This is a genomic window from Corynebacterium sp. (assembly GCF_022712275.1).
Lineage (GTDB): Bacteria > Actinomycetota > Actinomycetes > Mycobacteriales > Mycobacteriaceae > Corynebacterium.
This window is the reverse complement of record NZ_JALAGU010000016.1, coordinates 1-18,329: the sequence shown is the minus strand read 5'-3', so window position 1 is coordinate 18,329 and position 18,329 is coordinate 1. Positions and strand designations below refer to the sequence as shown.

The following is an 18,329-nucleotide window of genomic DNA, read 5'->3' as shown; positions in this document are numbered from 1 at the left end:
ACGTAGGATGGCGGCCATGCCCAGGATCGAACCAGTACAGACCAGGTCGGAACAGGTCGCTGACCAGCTCCGTGACCGGATCGCCGCCGGGGAGTTCCCCGTCGGGTCGCTCATCCCGACCGAGAAGGACCTCGCCGAAGAGACCGGCGTGAGCCGCAACAGTGTCCGTGAGGCTGTCCGCGCACTAGTCCACGCCGGGATGCTCGCCTCCCGCGCCGGCTACGGCACCTATGTCACGGACACCAGCGATCTCGCCCCCACGCTCGCCCGGCACATCGACCGCGACCGGGAGCAGGACGTCGCCGAAGTCCGTGCGATCCTGGAACGTGAGGGTGCCCGGCTCGCGGCACTGCGTGCGACCCCGGAGCAGGTCGACGCGCTGCGATCTGCTCTGGCCGTCCGCTCTGACGCTCTCGCCGACGGGGACGAGGACGCCTTCACCGCCGCGGACATCGGCTTCCACCGCATGCTCATGGCTGCCTCGGGCAATGCCCTGCTCGCCGAGCTCTACCGGGGTGTCGGTGGCAATGAGCTCGCCCTGCACAATGTCGGGATGGCCCGGGAGACCGCCGAGATGACCGCAGCCCACGAGGCGGTCGTCACCGAGGTCGCCGCCCACGACCCGGGTGCCGCCGCCGCTGCCGCCGACCACCTCATCGCACTGGTGGAGGCTCTCTCATGACGGCCGACACAACGGTTCCGACCCTCCGACGCCATGCGCCCACCATCCTGATCATCGCCGGCATCCTGCTCGTCGCCGGGAACCTCCGCGCCGCCCTCACCACTGTCGGTCCGGTCCTCAGCAACATCCGTGACGACCTGGGACTCTCGTCCTCCGCTGCGTCCTTCCTGGTCAGCCTGCCGCTGTTGGCGTTCGCCGTGGTCTCCCCGTTCGTGCCACGGGTCGCACTCCGACTGGGCCTGGAGCGCACCATCGCCGTGGCACTGGGAGTCCTCGCCGTCGGACTCGTTGTCCGCTCCACCCCGCCCACTGTGCTGCTGTGGGTCGGCACGCTGCTCATCGGTGTGGCGATCGCGGTGCTCAACGTGGTGCTGCCCTCCTGGGTGAAGCGCGATTTCCCCACGAAGATCGGACAGGTCACCGGCGCCTACTCCGCAGTTCAGTCCGGGTTTGCCGCCGTGGCCTCCGGTGTCGCCGTCCCGATCGCCGGACTCACCGGACTGGGCTGGCGGCTGCCGGCCGCCATGTGGGCGGGGCTGGCGTTGATCGCGGTCGGCGTCCTGCTGCCGCTGATGTGGCGGGAGGCTGGAGAGACGACGGAGGAGGCCACGGACGCTCCTGGCCTCGTGCCGACGGACACCGGCCACACTGTCCATCCCGGTCCTCCGCTGTGGCGCTCCCTGCTGGCCTGGCAGGTCGCCGCGTTCATGGGCCTGCAGTCCACCAACTACTACGTGCTCATCACCTGGCTTCCCTCGATCGAACAGGACGCCGGCATCAGCGACACCACTGCCGGTCTGCACCTCGTGCTGTTCAGCATCTTCGGCATCGGCGGCAGTCTCGGTTGCTCGGCACTGCTGGCCCGGCTGCGCAACCAGCAGGTGCTTGGTGCATGCATCGCGCTGGTCCTGGTGGTAGCGAACCTGGGGATCATGCTCGCGCCGGGTGCCACGGTGGTGTGGGCGTGTGTCGCCGGTATCGGCGGCGGATCTTCGATAGTCTTCGCCCTGTCGCTGTTCGGGATGCGCGCCCGGTCACACCGGACCGCGGCATCCCTGTCCGGTATGGCACAGAGCCTCGGCTACATCCTCGCGGCGGTGGGGCCGGTCGCCGTCGGTGCCCTGCACGATGCGACCGGATCGTGGACGCCGCCGATGGCCGTCCTGCTCGTGCTGTCCGGATGCCTGGTGGTGGCGGGTCTTCTCGCCGGACGTGACCGGACAGTCGACTGAGCTGCCTGCGGAGGTCGGTTCGTCTCATCGGGGGACGCCGCCTGGCCTGTCCCGCCACGGGTTCACACACGGGTCGCTTCAGTACGGACCACCCCGTCCATCCCGGCGGCACAGTCGTCTCCACCGTGACCACGGTCCCGTCGGCGTCCCCTGTCGGACTCGGTAAGGCGCTGCTGCGGGCGCGGCGGCTCGTCGGCCCGGTCCGGCGTGCTGGCGGCGGTGGAAGCGTTCAGCAGGGTCGCCTCAGGCGTGCATTACGTCCACGACGCGCTGTCCGGGCTGGCACTGGGACTCGTGGTCACCACCGCGACGGTGCTCGCGCTCGTGCCGCGGCTGACCCCGGTGGTCGCCCGGCGGATGCCGGGACTGCTCACTCCGCCCGGCCGTCAGTTGTAGTCGTAGAAGCCCTTGCCGGACTTGCGGCCCAGCTCCCCGACGGCGACCTTGTCGCGCAGGATCTGCGGCGGGGTGAAGCGGTCACCCAGCTCCTCCGAGAGGTATTCGGCGATACCGAGGCGGACATCCAGCCCGACGATGTCTGTGAGCGCGAGCGGGCCCACCGGGTGCTTGTAGCCCAGCGTCATCGCGTTGTCGATGTCCTCGGCGGAGGCGACACCCTCCTCGACCATGCGCATCGCCTCGAGTCCGAGGGCGAGTCCCAGGCGGGAGGACGCGAACCCGGGCCGGTTCTTCACCACGACCGGGGTCTTGCCCAGTGCGGTGACCCACTGCGGGGCCAGCTCACGCAGTTCCCCGGCGGAGGCGTCCGCGATGATGACCTCGATGAGTTTCGATGCGGGCACCGGGTTGAAGAAGTGCAGACCGCAGATCCGCTCCGGGTGACCGGTGACCTCACCGACAGCCTGGGCGAGCTCGTCGACGGAGAGGGAAGACGTGTTCGTCCCCAGCCAGGCGTCCGTGCCGACGACCTCGGCGACGCTCTCCAGTGCGGCGGTCTTGATGCCCATGTCCTCGGGCACGGCCTCGATGACCAGGCTGCATCCGGCGAAGTCCGCGACATCGGAGGTGACGGTCAGGCGGGAGGCGGCGTCCTCGACCGAATCGGCGAGCTTGCCGCGGTCGGCGGAGGCCTGCACCTGGTCGAGGACGCGGTCCCGGGCGGCGTCGGCGGCGTCGGGGTTCGCCTCGACGACCGTCACCTCGGACCCGGAGACGAGGAAAGCGTGGGCGATCCCGGCACCCATGCGTCCGCCACCGAGGACGCCGACGTGTGCGGGGAGACCGGTGGGGAGGGTCGTGTCAGTCATGTTCTACTTCTTCTTTCGGTCGATGAAAGCCTGCATACGGTCGAACTTCGCCTCGGACTCGAAAAGGATGGCCTGGGCGAGGTCGTCGACGGCGGCGATGACCGGCATGGCGAGCGTGGCGATGCGGTCGAAGATCCGGGAGCTGATGCCGGCCAGTGCGTCCGCCCGGCGCCGATCGCGCAGCTGGGTGATGTCCGCGCCGGAAGCGAAGATTCCCTTGGGACTGTTGCGTCCCTCGACCTCACAACCGGTGATGACGAGGACGCGGGGATCGTCTTCCAGCTCGTCACAGACGGCGTGCAGGCCATCGACCATGGCCTGGTCGACGGCGTTGCGGACCTCGGGGCGGTTGAGGCGGACGAGCGTGTGGGTGTCGGTGGTCTCGACAGTCAGGGTGGAGAAGGTCATCCCTGAAGTATGGTTCAGTTCCATTCCTTTTCACACCCTTTCGAAGGGAATGGCGCGGGCGAGGTCTCCCCGAGGGTGGGTTGCCGCTGACGGTTTCCTGTCAACTGTGCTCACAGGACCCGCATGTCTGGTGGTTGACGTGTCCCGGGGGATAGGGTGGACGCTGGTACAGCAGTGCTGACCGGGCACATGCACACGAAGAAAGAGCAGGATTCAGGTGAGCCAGAAGATCAAGGCCCCGAACGAGAAGAGCAACGGCTTCCTCTGGGGACTCGTGGCGATCGTCGTGATCGCCGTCGTCGTCATCGCCGTGGTGGTCATCCAGGGCCGCGACAGCAAGTCCAGCAATGAGGGGCTCGCCCCGGCTGAGAACGTCAACTTCTCCGTCGGTGTCGAAGACGGCAACATCGTGCTCGCCTCCGACGCTGTCGCAGATGATGCACCGGTCGCAGACCTCTACGAGGACTACAGCTGCCACTTCTGTTCTGACCTGGTCACTGCTGACCACGAGTCCCTGAAGGCCGCCCTCAACGACGGCAAGATCACCATGCGCTACAACACGGTGAACTTCCTGGACGGCGGCGAGGGCGGACATTCGACCGTCGCGGGCGCAGTGGCCATGGCCATCGCGGACTCCGGCAACGCCGAAGCGTTCTGGGCGTTCCACGACTGGGCCTTCATGAACCGCACGGACATCTCCGGCTACAGCTTCGATGATTTCGCAGACGCTGCGGAGAACCTCGGTGTGGATGCCGACACTGTCTCCGCAATCCGTGATGAGTCGGTCCGGGACACCTACCAGTCGGTGCTGGAATCCAACATGGAACGGCTGCAGGACAAGGAAGGCGAGGATTCGGGCACTCCATCCCTGTACGTCAACGATGAGAAATTCCAGCTCCAGAAGGACCCGGAGATGGACACCCAGACCCAGATGGCTGACTGGGTCCCGGACGTCGTCGGCTGACCGACGACGCCTCAGGCTCGCAGTTCGACGGCCCCTTTCCCGCTTCGGGGAAAGGGGCCGTCGGTCTCCGCCTGCAGCTGCGACGACCCGTCTCTGCTCGCGGACCGGGTACCTGACGCGGTGGGGTAGCGGTCGGGGGTGGCGTCTTCAGGTGGCGTTCAGCAGGGCGTCCGTAGCATGACGGACAACAGCATTCACCCCCCCCCAGACCACCGGAGGTAGTCCGATGAACAGCCGATACACCCGCACCACCCTCGCAGCGTTTACCGCATCCCTCCTCGGCATCGGTGTCCTCGCCGCCTGCGGTGACGATTCCGACGACGCTGACTCGACCGTCACCGTGACCCGGGAAGCCCCCGCCGACACCTCGGGGACGGAATCCACCGCTGCCACGACCACCTCACGATCCGACGGCAGTGGCAGTTCAGACCACACCGATGCCCGGACCTCCGCGGTGGACGCGGCCGGCGCTCTCGAGGCCGCGCTGGACGCGAAGCCGGGCTCCTATGCCGTGGAGGTCGATGAGGAGGACAGCCGCGCCTGGGAGATCACCCTCGTCGTCGACGGTCAGGGCGTGGAGATGACGGTGGACGCAGCCACCGGTGAGATCGCCGGCGAGCGGTCGACAGATCTGGACGCCGAGCAGCGCGAAGCCCCGTCAGTCACCGCCGCCGAGGCGGTCGACGCCGCTCTCGCCGAGAAGCCCGGCACCCTCCACTCCCTTGACCTTGACCGGGACGGCGGGACCGTCGTCTGGGAGGCGACCGTCATCGACGGCACCCAGGAATGGGACATCGTCATCGACGCGTCCTCCGGTGACGTCCTGCGCGCCGACCTGGACGACTGATCTGACGTCACCGGGCACCCGGATATCGGCCGGACGGGTCAGCCGGACTCGTCAGCCGAGCTGGTCAGCAGGACGCAGGAGCACCTCGTTGATGGCCAGGTGCCGGGGTCGGGAGAGGATGAAGGCGATGACCTCGGCGATCTCCCCGGGGGTTACCCGGGCGACGTCGTACATCTCCTGCACCGTCTCCCGCGTGGCATTGTCGGTGATGTGGCTGGGCAACTCGGTGTCCACGACGCCGGGTTCGATGAGGGTGACGCGCACATCCGGCAGGAGCTCCTGGCGCAGCGACTCCGACCAGCCGTTGATGCCCCACTTGGTGGCGGCGTAGACGCCATTCGTGGGGCGGGCGGTGCGCCCGGCGACCGAGGAAATGTTCACCAGATCGCCGCCGCCGTCCCTGAGCTGGTCGAGGAAGACCTCGGTCGTGGTGATCGCACCGAGCAGATTCGCCTCGACCATCGTCCGGTAGTCCTCACGACGTTCCGGGGAGAAGGGGCCGAGGAGCATGACCCCGGCATTGTTGACGAGCACGTCGGTGCCACCGAGTTCGTCCTTCACCCGCTGCGCCGCGGCAACGAGAGAGTCCCGGTCGGTGACGTCCGCTATGATCGCGGTCGCGCCGTCGCCGAGCTCGTCAGCGAGAGAGTCGATACGATCGGCGCGGCGGGCGAGCAGCGCGACCCGGTACCCGGCGCCATGCAGGGCGCGCGCGGTCGCCGCGCCGATGCCGGAAGATGCGCCGGTGATCACTGCGGTGCGGCGGGCGTGGTCAGAGATGGTGCTCATGGGACGGGGTTCCTTACTGTCGAGGCTGTCGAGGTTTCTGCCGGATGACTGTTGTTCTTCAGTCGCGTGCAGTTCTGTACGTCGTAGCGCCGGCGACCCGCGCGACGCGCACCGTGGACCCGCTCAGGCCTCGGGAATGTCGCGCCAGAACGCCTCGCGGGTGACGTCCTCCGGCTCCGGACCGCCGCGCACCCCGGTGTCCAGGGCGTCGATGCGGGCCAGCTCCTCGCCCGTCAGCTCGAATCCGAAGACATCGGCGTTCGCGGCGATCCGCGCCGGGTTCACGGACTTCGGAATCGCCGACCGCCCCTGCTGCAGGTGCCAGCGCAGCATCACCTGGGCGGGTGTCCTGCCGTGCGCGGTCGCGATCTCGCCGATCGTCGTGTCCTCGAAGGTGCTCGTACCGCTGCCGCGGTTGGCGGTGATACCGCCCATCGGCGACCACGCCTGCGTCACCGTGCCCTGGGCGCGGTTGGCCTCCTGCACCGCCTGCTGCGTGAAGTACGGGTGCACCTCGATCTGGTTCACCGCCGGCACGATCTCGGTGTGTTCCCGCAGCGCGTCGAGGTGCTCGGCCATGAAGTTCGAGACGCCGATCGCGCGGACCCGGCCATCGGCCAGGAGAGTCTCCAGGGCCCGGTAGGCATGGATCGTGCGGTCGAAGTCGGTGGGCACCGCCTGGTGCAGCAGGAGTAGATCGATCGTCTCGACACCTAGCTTGCCCGCGGATTTCTCGAAGGCGTGCAGTGTCTCGTCGTAGCCGTAGTCGCTGATCCAGATCTTCGTTTCAACGAACACCTCACTGCGGTCCAGACCGGAGCGGCGGATGCCCTCACCGACCTCGCGCTCGTTGGAGTAGGCGGCGGCGGTGTCGATGAGCCGGTAGCCCACCCGCAGCGCCTCGACGACGGAGTCAACGGTCTGCTCGGGCGGGGTCTGGAAGACGCCGAATCCGAGGGCCGGCATCTCCACACTGTTGTTCAGGGTGATGTTCATGATCTTCTCTTTCTTGTCGTGGGCAGCATCGCGCTGCCGTCAGGTACCGTGCCGTCCGGGTGACGCGGCGGGTCTGCGGGAGGTGCGCTCTGCTCGGTCGCCGGGGGCGCCGCGGTGGCGCTGAGGCTGCCCAGGAGCGTGAGACGCTCCTCGGTCGGGCTGCCGGGCCCGGCGGTGTAGCCGAACATGAACCACTCGGGATTCGCGGGCAGGTGCATCGCCTCGTAGACCAGTTCGAGATCACCGACGTCGGGATGGTTGATGCGTTTGATGCCGGTGCGATGGTGCCGCACATCGTGCGTGCTCCATCGCTGCCGGAAGGCATCGGATCGGGTGACCAGTTCACCGATGACATTGGTGAGCGCCGTGTCGCGGGGGTTCTGCCCGGCGTAGGTGCGCATCGTGGCGACGATGTCGTCGGCGCCCTGCTCCCAGTCGGGGAAGAAGCTCCGTGCCGCAGGGCTCAGGAACATGAACCGTGCGGTGTTCCCGCGACCGTCGGCGTCCTCCAGGAGAGGGCGGTACAGTGCCCGGCCGAGCTGGTTGGTCGCGATAACGTTCATGCGCCGGTCGCGCACCCAGACCGGCGCGCCGGTGACGGCGTCGAGGAAACGCTGCAGGCTCGGTCGTACCGGTCCCTCGGAGCTGGCTTTGCGTGGTCTGGGCGGGTGGGGGTCGGCGGCGCGGGCCAGGTCGTGCAGATGATCGGTCTCGGCATCGTCCAGCTGCAGCGCCATGGCCACCTGGTCCAGGATGACCGGGGCCACGCCGCGCAGGTCGCCGCGTTCCATCTTCGCGTAGTATTCCACGCTGATGTGGGCCAGGATCGCGACCTCTTCCCGGCGCAGCCCGGGCACCCGGCGGCGACCGCCGCCGATGAGGCCCACCTGCTCGGGCGCTATCCTGTCACGTCGGCTGCGGAGGAACTTTCCCACATCGGTGTGCTGGTCCATGGTGTCAACGGTAAGCGCGTTCTCCTGCTGTCGGGGTGTACCGCCAGTACATGGACGGAACGGAACTTCCCCGTCCCCGGGCCGACGGCGTCAAGTGGTGGCATGGCTTCCTCTCTTTCCCCCGTCGAACCCCTGACGACACGTGGGGTACGCACCGGCATGATCCTGGCGATCGTGCTGGTCTCCTACTTCATGGTCGTGCTGGACAACTCGATCATCTTCACCGGACTGCCGCAGATCCGGGCTGGCCTCGGACTGTCACCGACCGGGCTGGCGTGGGCGCAGAACGCCTACACGCTCGTGTTCGGCGGGCTTCTTCTTCTCGGTGCGCGACTGGGCGATCTCCTCGGTCGACGCCGGGTCTTCATCGTCGGTCTCGCACTCTTCGGTCTGGCGTCGTTTCTCGTCGGCGTGGCGCAGAACGCCGCCTGGATCGTCACTGCCCGGGCCTTCCAGGGCATCGGTGCGGCAATCGTCGCTCCGTCCTCGCTGGCTCTCATCACCGCCCTGTTCCCTGCCGGCCACGAGCGCACCCGTGCCACGGCGGCCTACGGAACCACCGCCGGTCTCGGCGCCAGTCTCGGCCTCGTCGTCGGCGGAGCGCTCGCCTCATGGGTCTCCTGGCGGGCAGGGTTCTTCATCAACGTGCCCGTCGCCGTCGTCATGGTCATCCTCGCGCTGCGTTTCCTGCCGTCCTTCGAGACCGAACGGGGCCGCTTCGACCTCATTGGTGCCGCCACCTCCGTACTCGGCATGGGTGCACTGGTCTACGGCATCATCAATGCCGGGGAAAGCGGGTGGGGAGACCCGTTCGCGATCTGGCCGATGACCATCGGGGCGTCGGTCCTGGCACTGTTCATGCTCAACGAGTGGCGAGCGAGGCAGCCGATCCTGCCGCTGCGGCTGTTCGCCAGTGCCGGGCGTTCCGGAGCGGCGATCGCCCGTCTGCTGTTCGCGGGCACGATGATTGCGTTCTACTTCTTCACCACCCAGTACTTCCAGGGTGTCTACGGTTGGACACCCCTTCAGGCCGGCCTCGGGTTCCTGCCCATGAGCCTCGTCCAGTTCTGCTCGTCCCTGCTGGTCCCACGGCTCACGCGCAGGTGGGGCAATTCTGTTCTTCTCCTCGGCGGACTCATCCTCGTCCTCGTCGGGATGGCCTGGATCAGCCGGATCACCCCCGACACGTCGTTCGTGGCCGGTGCTGTCGGTCCCCTTGTCCTCCTCGGCCTCGGCCAGGGCCTCGGTTTCGGGCCGATCACCTCCGCCGGAGTCGCGGGAGCCCGTCCCGGGGACGCCGGCGCAGCATCCGGCCTCGTGAACACAGCCCACCAACTCGGCTCCACGCTCGGCGTCGCGGTCCTGACCTCCGTCGCAGCCGGCGCATCGACGCTGTCCGGGCGCGTCGTCGATGCCTATGCCGGTGGTGTTGTCATGATCGCCGTCGCTGTCATCGCGTCGCTGGCGCTGATCGTTCCGTCCGAGGTGCGCAGCCGGAGGATGACGACACCGGCGTGACTGTACTCCGCCGCAGAGTTCCGAGGGAGCAGCCTGGCCGTCAACGCACTGACCCCCGACACGCTGGTGCATGTCGGGGGTCCGGGTACGTCGTCAATGGTGGAGCTAAGGGGACTCGAACCCCTGACCCCCACACTGCCAGTGTGGTGCGCTACCAGCTGCGCCATAGCCCCGCACGCGTGGTGGTCCGTGAAGACCGCGATGCGAACGAGGGATAACGTACAACACTCCGACACCTTCCGACAAATAGCCAGGTCCAGCCACATCGATGTGGGTAGGGATGGGTGTTGCGGGTCGGTTCAGCGGGACTTCAGCTGGACTTCAGCTGGACCGTGGGAGAATAACCTCCATGCGGATACTGGTGGTGGATGATGAGGTGCGGCTCGCCGCCGGTGTCCGGCGTGGTCTGGAGGCGGAGGGCATGGTCGTCGATGTCGCCAACGACGGGGTCACCGGTCTGGACATGGCGTCTGACGCCGACTACGACGCCATCGTCCTCGACATCATGATGCCCGGCATGAACGGCTACCGCGTCTGCGAGGCGTTGCGTGAGGACGGCAACTGGACCCCGGTGCTTTTCCTCACCGCTAAGGACGGGGAGTGGGACGAGGTCGAGGGGCTCGACACCGGTGGCGACGACTGGTTGACCAAACCCTTCTCCTACCCGGTCCTCGTCGCCCGACTGCGGGCGATGGTCCGTCGCGGCTCCCGGGGACGCCCTGAGATCCTCTCTGCCGGTGATCTTCGGCTCGATCCGGCGGCCCGGCAGGCCTACCGTGGCGATGACGAGATCCCGTTGACCGCCCGGGAACTCGCCGTGCTCGACTTTCTGCTGCGCCACTCCGGCGAGGTCGTCACCAAACAGGAGGTGCTCGCCAATGTCTGGGGCGGGTCCTTCGACGGGGACGCCAACATCGTCGAGGTCTACATCGGCCACCTGCGGGCCAAGGTCGACCGGCCCTTCGGTCGTGCGGCGATCGGGACCGTTCGCGGCGCGGGCTACCGGCTCGACCGGAACGGGGGCTGACATGGGCAGGCTTTTCCGGGGTCTGCGCCCGGTCCGCTCGATCCGGGCCCGCGTCACCGCCGGGGCGACGCTCTTCGTCGCCGTCATCCTCATCGTGGCCGCGGTGATCGCGGTGCCGGTGCTCGGCCGGGTACTCACCGACTCGGTCGCCGAATCCGTGTACCAGGACCTGGACTCCCTGGAGTCGCAGCTGGAGGCGTCCCCGGACCGGGCAGCGGCGGTGGTGTCCGGGATCGACGATGACCTGCTTGTCCGGTTGCAGACCAGGGGCGGCACGGAGGTCGTCAACGATGAGGACGCGGCAGAACTCGCCGGCACCGACGGGGAGGACGCCACGACGGTCACCGTCGACGACGAGTCCTGGCTTGCCGCGACGGAGGACACGGACGCCGGGACGCTGGCCGTCGCACGCCCGATGGAGCATGTCGATGACACCGTCTCGGCGACGACGACGCTGCTGGTCGTGACGGTGCCGCTGATGGTGCTGCTCGTAGGCCTCGTGGTGTGGGTCGTCACCGGGCGCGCCCTGCGTCCGGTGGAGCGGCTGCGCCGGCAGGTCGACAGTATCGAGGCCTCGGATCTGTCCCGGCGGGTGGATGCCGGTGATGATGAACTCGGTGCCCTGGCCGCGACGATGAACCGGATGCTCGGCCGACTCGAACAGTCCCAGGCGGTGCAGCGCCGCTTCGTCAGTGACGCCTCCCATGAGCTCCGCTCGCCCCTGGCGACGATGCGTCAGTACGCCGAGCTTGCCGTCGCCCACCCCGAGACGGTGCCCACCGGGGAACTCGGGGAGGTCGTGATCGCGGAAGGGGAGCGGATGCAGGACCTCGTCGAGGGGCTGCTGCTGCTCGCCCGGCTCGACGAGGGGCAGCGTCCTCCCACGGCGCCCGTGGACCTGGACGATCTGGTCCTGCGGGAGGCTGACCGGCTGCGTCGTACGGGCGGACGTCCAGGTGAGAGGTCGACCGCCGTGGAGGTCGACACCTCCGGCGTCGGGCCGGGCCGGGTCGAGGGCAATGACCGGCTGCTGGCCCGGGTGGTCCGCAACCTCGTCGACAATGCCTCCCGGCATGCGGAAGGACGCGTCGAGCTCCGGGTGCGCGGTGAGTCGACGGAGCTGGGGGAGAGGGTGCTGTTGACTGTCGCCGATGACGGCGCAGGTGTGCCACCGGAGGACCGGGAGCGGATCTTCGACCGCTTCACCCGCCTGGACGAGGGGCGTGCCCGGGACGTCGGCGGCAGCGGACTGGGCCTGGCCATCGTCTGCGACGTGGTGGAGGCGCACGGCGGCACGGTGTCGGTCACCGCCGGTGACGGTAGAGGGGAGGGCGCAGGCGCAGCGTTCACCGTCGACCTCCCGGCCGATACTCGCGAATAGCCTGAAACCGTGTTCAGTCACTGCTACTTTCGGTGAGGTAACTGTCAGCGTGGAGAGAAGGCACTGTGAGCGGGTCCGTGAACAACGGGAATCTGACCGTCCCGACCGCCGAAGGGCCGGTCACCGGTGTGTGCCAGGGGGCGACCGCCGCCTGGAACGGCGTCCCCTATGCGACGCCGCCCGTCGGCGAACTGCGGTTCCGGCGCCCGCAGCCGGCCGCATGCCGGGATGAGCCGCTGGAGACCACCACCTGGGGTCCGTCTCCGATGCAGCCGGCGCAGCCTGAGACGAATGGTGGGGTGGGCGACAACGGCGTCACCGACGAGGACTGTCTGACCCTCAATATCGTCCGACCGGCCGGGGGCGCGACTGACCTGCCGGTGATGGTGTGGATCTACGGCGGCGCGTTCACTGTCGGTGCGTCCCGCAACTATGACGGACGCTACCTCGCCGCCCGTGGTGACGTCATCGTCGTCACCGTGAACTACCGGGTCGGGTCGTGGGGCTTCCTCGACCTGTCGTCGTTGACCACCCCGGAGCATGTATTCGAGTCCAATATCGGTCTTCATGACCAGATAGCCGGACTGCGGTGGGTCCGCGACAATATCGCGGCCTTCGGCGGCGACGCGGACAATGTCACCCTTTTCGGTGAGTCCGCCGGCGGTTCCTCGGTCCTGTCACTGATGTGTATGCCGGAGGCCCGGGGGCTGTTCCACCGCGTCATCGCCGAATCCCCGGCCGTGGCCGGTACCCCGGCGAAGGTCCATGCGCAGGACGCCCGCCGCCTCGCCGGCATCGTCGCCGGGGAGGACGCCACGCCCGCCGAGGCGGCCGCCGCGCTGGTCGACTGTTCCGCCGACGAGCTGCTCGCGGCGTCCCTGCGGCTGACGGCGGAGACCGCGAAGACGGACCCTGGCCGGCTGATCTACGGCCCGACGGTGGACGATGAGTCCCTGCCTGTGGCGCTGCTGCCCGGTTTCCTGTCCGGACGTCAGGCGAGGGTGCCCCTGGTCATCGGGACGAATGCCTCGGAGGGGGCGCTCTTCCTCGTCGGCGCGCAACAGAGTGGTGCGGAGCTCCTTCCTGTCCTGCCGGACACGGTGCGTCGGACGATGGGGGTCTCCGCCGCAGCAGACGGCGTAGTCGCGGCCTATCCCGGATTCGACGACCCCCAGGTCTCCGCGCAGGTCGGCGGCGACATGGTCTTCTGGTACCCGTCCACCGTGTTCGCCGATGCCCATGCCGCGGTCGCGCCGACCCGGATGTACCGCTTCGACCATGTCTCCGCCGATCCACGCTTCGGCGGTCCGGGTGCCGCCCACGGCGCGGAGATCCCCTTCGTCTTCGGTCGGGTGGCGGCGGTGCTGCAGGCAGAGGGAGCGTCCGCGGACGACCGGGACGTGGTCTTCGCCGGTCGGATCATGGACCGCTGGCTGGCCTTCGCCCGGGACGGGGAGCCGGGGGAAGGGTGGCCGCACTACTCGGCGGCGCAGCGCGAGGTCCTGGTGCTCGACGGCCGTTCAGACGGTGGTACCCGGGTGGAGGCTGATCCCCAGTCGGAGCGTCGGGAAGCGTGGGCTGCGCTGTTCAGCTGAGGTGCTGGTGTCTGCGCACGACGGAACCCCCGGTCGGAATTTCTTCCGACCGGGGGTTCTGCGTGTTCTGTGGAGCTAAGGGGACTCGAACCCCTGACCCCCACACTGCCAGTGTGGTGCGCTACCAGCTGCGCCATAGCCCCGCACGCATGTCAGTCTGTAATGACATCGTTGCGAACGGATTGAAATCTACAGGACCCCGGCAGGAATCGGCAAACCTGCAGGTGGTCTGGCCTGCACTGTGGTGGATCACATGCAGTGTGCCCGGAAGTGGCGTCTTCAAAAGTAGTTGACGTGTCGCCTATCTCGGTCGGTGGTGGTAGAACGGCATGCGTTCACTTCTCTTCACATAAAGGACTTTCCCATGAGCAAGAATCGTTCCATCCGCCGCTCGGCGCGCACCCTCTCCCTTGCGGGCTACGGCTTCATCGCCGCCGGTGTCGCCGGCTACGCCGCCGTGCGCCAGCAGCTCCTCGCCGAGAACATCACCGTGCACCCTGACGTGAAGTCACTCGCCGGTAAGAAGGTCGGTGACCCGGTGACCGCCTACGCCCAGGCAGACATCGTCAACAGGCACGCCCTGGCCATGAGCGGCGGCAAGCCCTTCGCCGAGCTGCCGATGGACGCCCCGGAGCGCGAGACCGCCCTGATGGCCGCCAACGTCCGCTCCTCCCTACTGACCTCCGTCCTCTCCTTCGGGGTCTCCGGTCTCGCCGCCGGTACCGGCGTCCTCGCTGTGACCGCAGGGTGCGGACTCCGTGCGCTGGCCAAGGATGCGCAGTAGGTGAAAGCAGTCTCAACCGGGGGTGACGCGGCGGTTGTAACCCCGCTCCGTTGCCTCCCGGGCGGGAGATTCTGCAAGGATCGGACAGTATGAGTCACGAGACGACAGACGGACCGGCGGCACAGGCGCCGGTGACGGAGGGTGCGGACACCGGATTCTGGGGCGCTTCCCGCCTCTACGGACTGGTGGTGACGCTCTTCGGGGCGATCGGCCTGTACATGTCAGGTCTGATCATGTACGACAAGATCGAGATCATGAAGAACCCGGACTTCGTTCCGGCCTGCACGATCAACGACGTCATCTCCTGTACCGACGTGATGCAGTCGGACCAGGCGTCCGCCTTCGGGATCCCGAACCCTTTCATCGGGCTCTTCGGGTTCGGTGTCGTGCTGACCATCGGTGTCGCGCTGCTGGCGGGGGCGAAGTTCCGGGCGTGGTTCTGGTACGGCTTCCTCGCCGGTCTCGTCTTCGCCGTCGGCTTCGTCCACTGGCTCGCCTATGAGGCGGTCTACGAGATTGACGCGCTGTGTCCCTACTGCATGGTGGTGTGGGCCGTGGTACTGCCGCTGTTCCTCATCACGCTGGTGCACATCGTCTGGGAGAGGCAGCGGGACGCCGCGGGGATCCACGGTGCCGACCGGTACTCCTTCTCCGGCGGCTGGATCATGCCGACGGTGGTGCAGGTCGTCTGGTACGCCGCGTTCGTCGTGCTGATCCTGGTCCAGTTCGCCTGAGCGTGGCCGGTCGAGTTTGGTTACTCGGCCGCATCGGGCTAAAGTGTTCCGATGTGCCATGACCCGGTTTCTTTCCGGGTCTGTCTGTTTTACATCAAGCCGCGGTCGTCATCAGGCGTCGGGGCCCATGACGAGGAAAGGAGCGCCCGATGAAGGTCCGCAAGTCCCTTCGGTCGCTGAAGAACAAGCCGGGCGCCCAGGTCGTTCGCCGCCACGGCAAGGTCTACGTGATCAACAAGAAGGACCCGCGCTTCAAGGCCCGCCAGGGCTGATCGCCGGTTCTTCGAGCCGAACAGCACCCCCTGTCAGTCACCTCACGGTGACGGGCAGGGGGTGCTGTCGTCTGTGTGGGGTGGTGCCCGGCGCTCAACTCACGGTGATGGAATTACATGAGTGTTCTTGAGCCCCAACATGTAGTGCCGACCCCCTCTGGCCACCTGCGCCTTTGCCGATCAGTACCACTATATATGGTATTTAAGGCGTGTAATTACCCCAACATCTCGTGGCCAGGGAGGTTGTGCCCTGTCTCTGAGCTGTGTAGGGTCGACGTCATCGCAAGGCCGGGCGGGGACCTGTTCAGGGAACTTCCCGGACGGTCTCCGACCATCACATCGGCTGCCCTCTCCGAACGGCACCGTGCAGTCAGCAGAAGTCTCAACCTCGCAGTCTCAACCTTCTAGGAGTTGTCACGATGATCACCGTCTACACGAAGCCCTCCTGCGTCCAGTGCACCGCCACCAAGCGCGCCCTCGACAAGGCAGGTCTGGACTACGAGCTCATCGACATCAGCATCGATGACGAGGCCCGTGACTACGTGATGGCTCTCGGGCACCTCCAGGCCCCGGTGGTCGTCACCGCCGGCGAGCACTGGTCAGGCTTCCGCCCGGAGCGGATCAAGGAGATGGCCGCCCAGGCCGCCTGACCCTCCGGTCACACCCGAGACACAGGGAGCATGCGCCGGTCGGCGTCTGCTCCTTTCGTCATGGTGCGGCTTTCCGCAACTGTCGGACACAGTCGGACACCGACGACATCCGATCCACCCCGTGACTTCAGTGAGAGGCCCTATCCTTGCCGGCATCCGGACTGCTCCGCTCCCTGCTCGCTGACACGACCCCGCTCGAGCATCCTCACTTCCGCCGCCTGTGGACGGCCAACATCATCACCGTCATCGGTGCGCAGCTCAACATCATCGTCGTCCCGCTGCAGATCTACGACATCACCGACAGTTCCGCCTACGTCGGTCTGGCCGGGGCCTTCGGCCTGGTCCCGTTGGTCATCTTCGGCCTCTACGGTGGTGCTCTCTCCGACCGCATGGACCGCACGAAGCTGCTGCGCATCACCACCGTCGGCATGATCGTCACCGCCGTGGCCTTCTGGGCACAGGCGGCGTCCGGCCTGGACAATGTGTGGCTGCTGCTCTGCGTTTTCGCCGTCCAGCAGGCTTTCTTCGCGGTCAACCAGCCGACCCGCACCGCGGTCATCGCCCGCATCGTCCCGCTGGGCAAGATCGGCGCGGCGACCTCGCTGAACATGACAGTGACCCAGGCAGGCGCGATCCTCGGCCCGATCCTCGGCGGACTGCTCGTCCCGGTCACCGGGTTCGCCTGGCTGTACCTCATCGACGCCGTCTGTCTCCTCTCCACCCTCTGGGCGGTGCTGAAGCTGCCGGCGATGCCGCCGACGGACGCGGCGTCCTCCGGTAAGGATTCCGGGAAGGACGCCGCGGGCGACCGTGGCGGTTTCCGGTCCGTCCTCGACGGCTTCGTCTATCTCTGGGCCATGCCGCTGCTGCTCATGAGCTTCCTCGTGGACATCATCGCCATGACCTTCGGTATGCCACGCGCCCTCATCCCCGAGATCTCCACCGTCGACTTCGGTGAGTCCGGCGACGGTGGACTCTTCTATGCCCTGCTCATGGCCGCTATGCCGGCCGGCGCGGTCCTCGGCGGCGTGTTCTCCGGAGCGGTGACCCGGGCCCGGCGTCAGGGCCTCGGCATCGTCGTCTCGGTGATCTGCTGGGGTGCGGCGATCATCGTCATGGGCCTGGCGGTGACCTTCGCTGACGGGCAGGCCGGACTGTGGGCCTGGGTGGCTGTGATCTCCTTCCTTGTGGGTGGCACCGCGGACATGTTCTCCTCGGTACAGCGCAACGCCATGCTCCAGGAGGCCGCTGACGACCGGATGCGTGGGCGCCTCCAGGGGGTCTTCCTCATCGTGGTGGCGGGCGGGCCGCGGTTGGCGGACATGCTCCATGGCTGGATCGGCTCGTGGATCGGCGCCGGACCGGCGACGGCGGTCGGTGGCGTCCTCGTCATCGTCGGCGTCCTCATCGCCGTGGCCTTCGTACCGGCGTTCCTGCGTTATGTCCCGGCCCGCTTCGGTGTCGTGGACTCCAGCGCCGACCTCTCCGACACAGAAAGGAACTGACATGCTCATCGTCTACTTCTCGTCGACCACACGGAACACGGAGCGCTTCGTGGCGAAGCTCGGCCTGCCGGCTGAACGCATCCCGCTGCGTCGTGGCGATGAACCGCTGCGCGTCGACGAACCCTATGTGCTGATCTGCCCGACGTACGGGGGAGGGGCGTCGATCACCGGCGACCTCTCGCGTCCGGTGCCCAAACAGGTCATCCAGTTCCTCAATGACGAGTGCAACCGGAGTCTGATCCGTGGCGTCATCGCCGGCGGGAACCTGAACTTCGGCGCGGACTTCTGCAAGGCAGGGGACGTCATCGCGGCGAAGTGCCACGTCCCGTACCTCTACCGGTTCGAGTTGATGGGCAACGAGGAGGACGTCGTCCGGGTCCGCGAGGGCCTGGCGGAGTTCGAGGCGGCGTGCCGGGCGGACGCCACGTGGGAGCAGACCGTGACCTGAGCCAGACAGTTGACCAGTAATACATGCGGCAGCGGCCGATAACCGGTAGACATGAGCAGACAGAACTATGAACGGGGAATGATGACCACGGATCTCGGAAAGAGCGTCGCAGAGCCGGTGGCCCAGACGGAACAGCTGGACTACCACTCGCTCAACGCGATGTTGAACCTCTACGACAGCAACGGCAACATCCAGTTCGACAAGGACCGGGAAGCCGCCAACCAGTACTTCCTCCAGCACGTCAACCAGAACACGGTCTACTTCCATGACCTGGAG

At 67.3% G+C, this 18,329-nt stretch carries 21 protein-coding genes and 2 tRNA genes; 16 read left to right on the top strand and 7 right to left on the bottom strand.

The genetic code is table 11. The features are described 5' to 3' along the window. Positions 1-16: 16 nt before the first annotated feature. The 3 genes from Q0A27_RS02860 (at position 17) to Q0A27_RS02850 (ending at position 2,310) form a co-directional block, all read left to right on the top strand. On the top strand, positions 17-682 hold the full coding sequence (locus tag Q0A27_RS02860) for a FadR/GntR family transcriptional regulator (protein WP_291473565.1): 666 nt from the start codon (positions 17-19) through the stop codon (positions 680-682). Continuing rightward, positions 679-1,914, top strand: coding sequence for an MFS transporter (locus tag Q0A27_RS02855; protein ID WP_291473564.1), 1,236 nt, complete (start codon positions 679-681; stop codon positions 1,912-1,914). The genes Q0A27_RS02860 and Q0A27_RS02855 overlap by 4 nt, the downstream gene beginning before the upstream one ends. A 249-nt stretch (positions 1,915-2,163) precedes the next feature. After that, complete coding sequence (locus Q0A27_RS02850; protein WP_291473563.1) at positions 2,164-2,310, top strand: hypothetical protein; 147 nt, start codon at positions 2,164-2,166, stop codon at positions 2,308-2,310. Here the strand turns inward: Q0A27_RS02850 and Q0A27_RS02845 are convergent. Both Q0A27_RS02845 and Q0A27_RS02840 read right to left on the bottom strand, forming a co-directional pair. After that, positions 2,301-3,182, bottom strand: coding sequence for a 3-hydroxyacyl-CoA dehydrogenase family protein (locus tag Q0A27_RS02845; protein WP_291473562.1), 882 nt, complete (start codon positions 3,180-3,182; stop codon positions 2,301-2,303). The two genes, Q0A27_RS02850 and Q0A27_RS02845, sit on opposite strands and share 10 nt — an antisense overlap. A 3-nt stretch (positions 3,183-3,185) precedes the next feature. Next, a complete protein-coding gene (locus Q0A27_RS02840; protein ID WP_291473561.1) occupies positions 3,186-3,590 on the bottom strand; it encodes an enoyl-CoA hydratase/isomerase family protein in 405 nt (134 codons plus the stop codon). Between the two features lie 217 nt (positions 3,591-3,807). Here Q0A27_RS02840 and Q0A27_RS02835 point away from each other — a divergent pair, with 217 nt between their 5' ends. Together Q0A27_RS02835 and Q0A27_RS02830 are read left to right on the top strand one after the other, a co-directional pair. Next, a complete protein-coding gene (locus Q0A27_RS02835; RefSeq protein WP_291473560.1) occupies positions 3,808-4,554 on the top strand; it encodes a thioredoxin domain-containing protein in 747 nt (248 codons plus the stop codon). A gap of 226 nt (positions 4,555-4,780) precedes the next feature. Continuing rightward, positions 4,781-5,401, top strand: coding sequence for a PepSY domain-containing protein (locus Q0A27_RS02830; RefSeq protein ID WP_291473559.1), 621 nt, complete (start codon positions 4,781-4,783; stop codon positions 5,399-5,401). A 51-nt stretch (positions 5,402-5,452) separates the two neighbouring features. On the opposite strand, the gene Q0A27_RS02825 is transcribed toward Q0A27_RS02830, so the two are convergent. From Q0A27_RS02825 to Q0A27_RS02815, 3 genes are all read right to left on the bottom strand, one after another. Then, positions 5,453-6,190 (bottom strand): SDR family oxidoreductase, encoded by a 738-nt coding sequence (locus Q0A27_RS02825; RefSeq protein ID WP_291473558.1) that lies wholly within the window; start codon positions 6,188-6,190, stop codon positions 5,453-5,455. A gap of 123 nt (positions 6,191-6,313) precedes the next feature. Next, entirely contained in the window at positions 6,314-7,186 is an 873-nt protein-coding gene (locus tag Q0A27_RS02820; RefSeq protein WP_291473557.1) for an aldo/keto reductase, read from the bottom strand. Next, positions 7,183-8,139: a helix-turn-helix transcriptional regulator gene (locus Q0A27_RS02815; RefSeq protein WP_291473556.1), complete on the bottom strand. Its 957-nt coding sequence runs from the start codon at positions 8,137-8,139 to the stop codon at positions 7,183-7,185. Before Q0A27_RS02815 ends, Q0A27_RS02820 begins: the two co-directional genes overlap by 4 nt. A gap of 102 nt (positions 8,140-8,241) precedes the next feature. On the opposite strand from Q0A27_RS02815, the gene Q0A27_RS02810 reads away from it, so the two are divergent. Continuing rightward, positions 8,242-9,657: an MFS transporter gene (locus Q0A27_RS02810; RefSeq protein WP_291473555.1), complete on the top strand. Its 1,416-nt coding sequence runs from the start codon at positions 8,242-8,244 to the stop codon at positions 9,655-9,657. Positions 9,658-9,754: 97 nt separating this feature from the next. Here the strand turns inward: Q0A27_RS02810 and Q0A27_RS02805 are convergent. Next, positions 9,755-9,830, bottom strand: a tRNA-Ala gene (locus tag Q0A27_RS02805). A 176-nt stretch (positions 9,831-10,006) separates the two neighbouring features. Here Q0A27_RS02805 and Q0A27_RS02800 point away from each other — a divergent pair. The 3 genes from Q0A27_RS02800 to Q0A27_RS02790 all read left to right on the top strand — a co-directional run bounded on the left by Q0A27_RS02800 (position 10,007) and on the right by Q0A27_RS02790 (position 13,660). Then, positions 10,007-10,684 carry a response regulator transcription factor gene (locus Q0A27_RS02800; RefSeq protein WP_291473554.1) on the top strand — a complete coding sequence of 226 codons (678 nt, stop codon included), beginning with the start codon at positions 10,007-10,009 and terminating at the stop codon, positions 10,682-10,684. A 1-nt stretch (position 10,685) separates the two neighbouring features. Beyond that, positions 10,686-12,065 (top strand): HAMP domain-containing sensor histidine kinase, encoded by a 1,380-nt coding sequence (locus tag Q0A27_RS02795; RefSeq protein WP_291473553.1) that lies wholly within the window; start codon positions 10,686-10,688, stop codon positions 12,063-12,065. Between the two features lie 65 nt (positions 12,066-12,130). Next, positions 12,131-13,660, top strand: a complete 1,530-nt coding sequence (locus Q0A27_RS02790; RefSeq protein ID WP_291473552.1) for a carboxylesterase/lipase family protein — start codon at positions 12,131-12,133, stop codon at positions 13,658-13,660. A 70-nt stretch (positions 13,661-13,730) separates the two neighbouring features. On the opposite strand, the gene Q0A27_RS02785 is transcribed toward Q0A27_RS02790, so the two are convergent. Further along, positions 13,731-13,803, bottom strand: a tRNA-Ala gene (locus tag Q0A27_RS02785). A 221-nt stretch (positions 13,804-14,024) separates the two neighbouring features. Between Q0A27_RS02785 and Q0A27_RS02780 the strand changes: the two genes are divergently transcribed. The 7 genes from Q0A27_RS02780 to Q0A27_RS02750 form a co-directional block, all read left to right on the top strand. Next, positions 14,025-14,444, top strand: coding sequence for a hypothetical protein (locus Q0A27_RS02780; protein WP_291473551.1), 420 nt, complete (start codon positions 14,025-14,027; stop codon positions 14,442-14,444). Positions 14,445-14,533: 89 nt separating this feature from the next. After that, positions 14,534-15,178, top strand: a complete 645-nt coding sequence (locus Q0A27_RS02775) for a vitamin K epoxide reductase family protein (RefSeq protein WP_291473550.1) — start codon at positions 14,534-14,536, stop codon at positions 15,176-15,178. Between the two features lie 149 nt (positions 15,179-15,327). Further along, positions 15,328-15,450, top strand: a complete 123-nt coding sequence (ykgO, locus tag Q0A27_RS02770) for a type B 50S ribosomal protein L36 (RefSeq protein ID WP_005288826.1) — start codon at positions 15,328-15,330, stop codon at positions 15,448-15,450. 419 nt (positions 15,451-15,869) lie between these two features. After that, positions 15,870-16,100 carry a glutaredoxin-like protein NrdH gene (gene nrdH, locus Q0A27_RS02765; RefSeq protein WP_014009257.1) on the top strand — a complete coding sequence of 77 codons (231 nt, stop codon included), beginning with the start codon at positions 15,870-15,872 and terminating at the stop codon, positions 16,098-16,100. Positions 16,101-16,246: 146 nt separating this feature from the next. Next, positions 16,247-17,605: an MFS transporter gene (locus Q0A27_RS02760; RefSeq protein ID WP_291473549.1), complete on the top strand. Its 1,359-nt coding sequence runs from the start codon at positions 16,247-16,249 to the stop codon at positions 17,603-17,605. 1 nt (position 17,606) lies between these two features. After that, the gene (gene nrdI, locus Q0A27_RS02755) at positions 17,607-18,053 is read left to right on the top strand and encodes a class Ib ribonucleoside-diphosphate reductase assembly flavoprotein NrdI (RefSeq protein ID WP_291473548.1); all 447 of its coding nucleotides are present in this window, start codon (positions 17,607-17,609) and stop codon (positions 18,051-18,053) included. Positions 18,054-18,134: 81 nt separating this feature from the next. After that, positions 18,135-18,329 (top strand): hypothetical protein (locus tag Q0A27_RS02750; protein ID WP_291473637.1); only part of this gene is annotated, 195 nt, incomplete at its 3' end.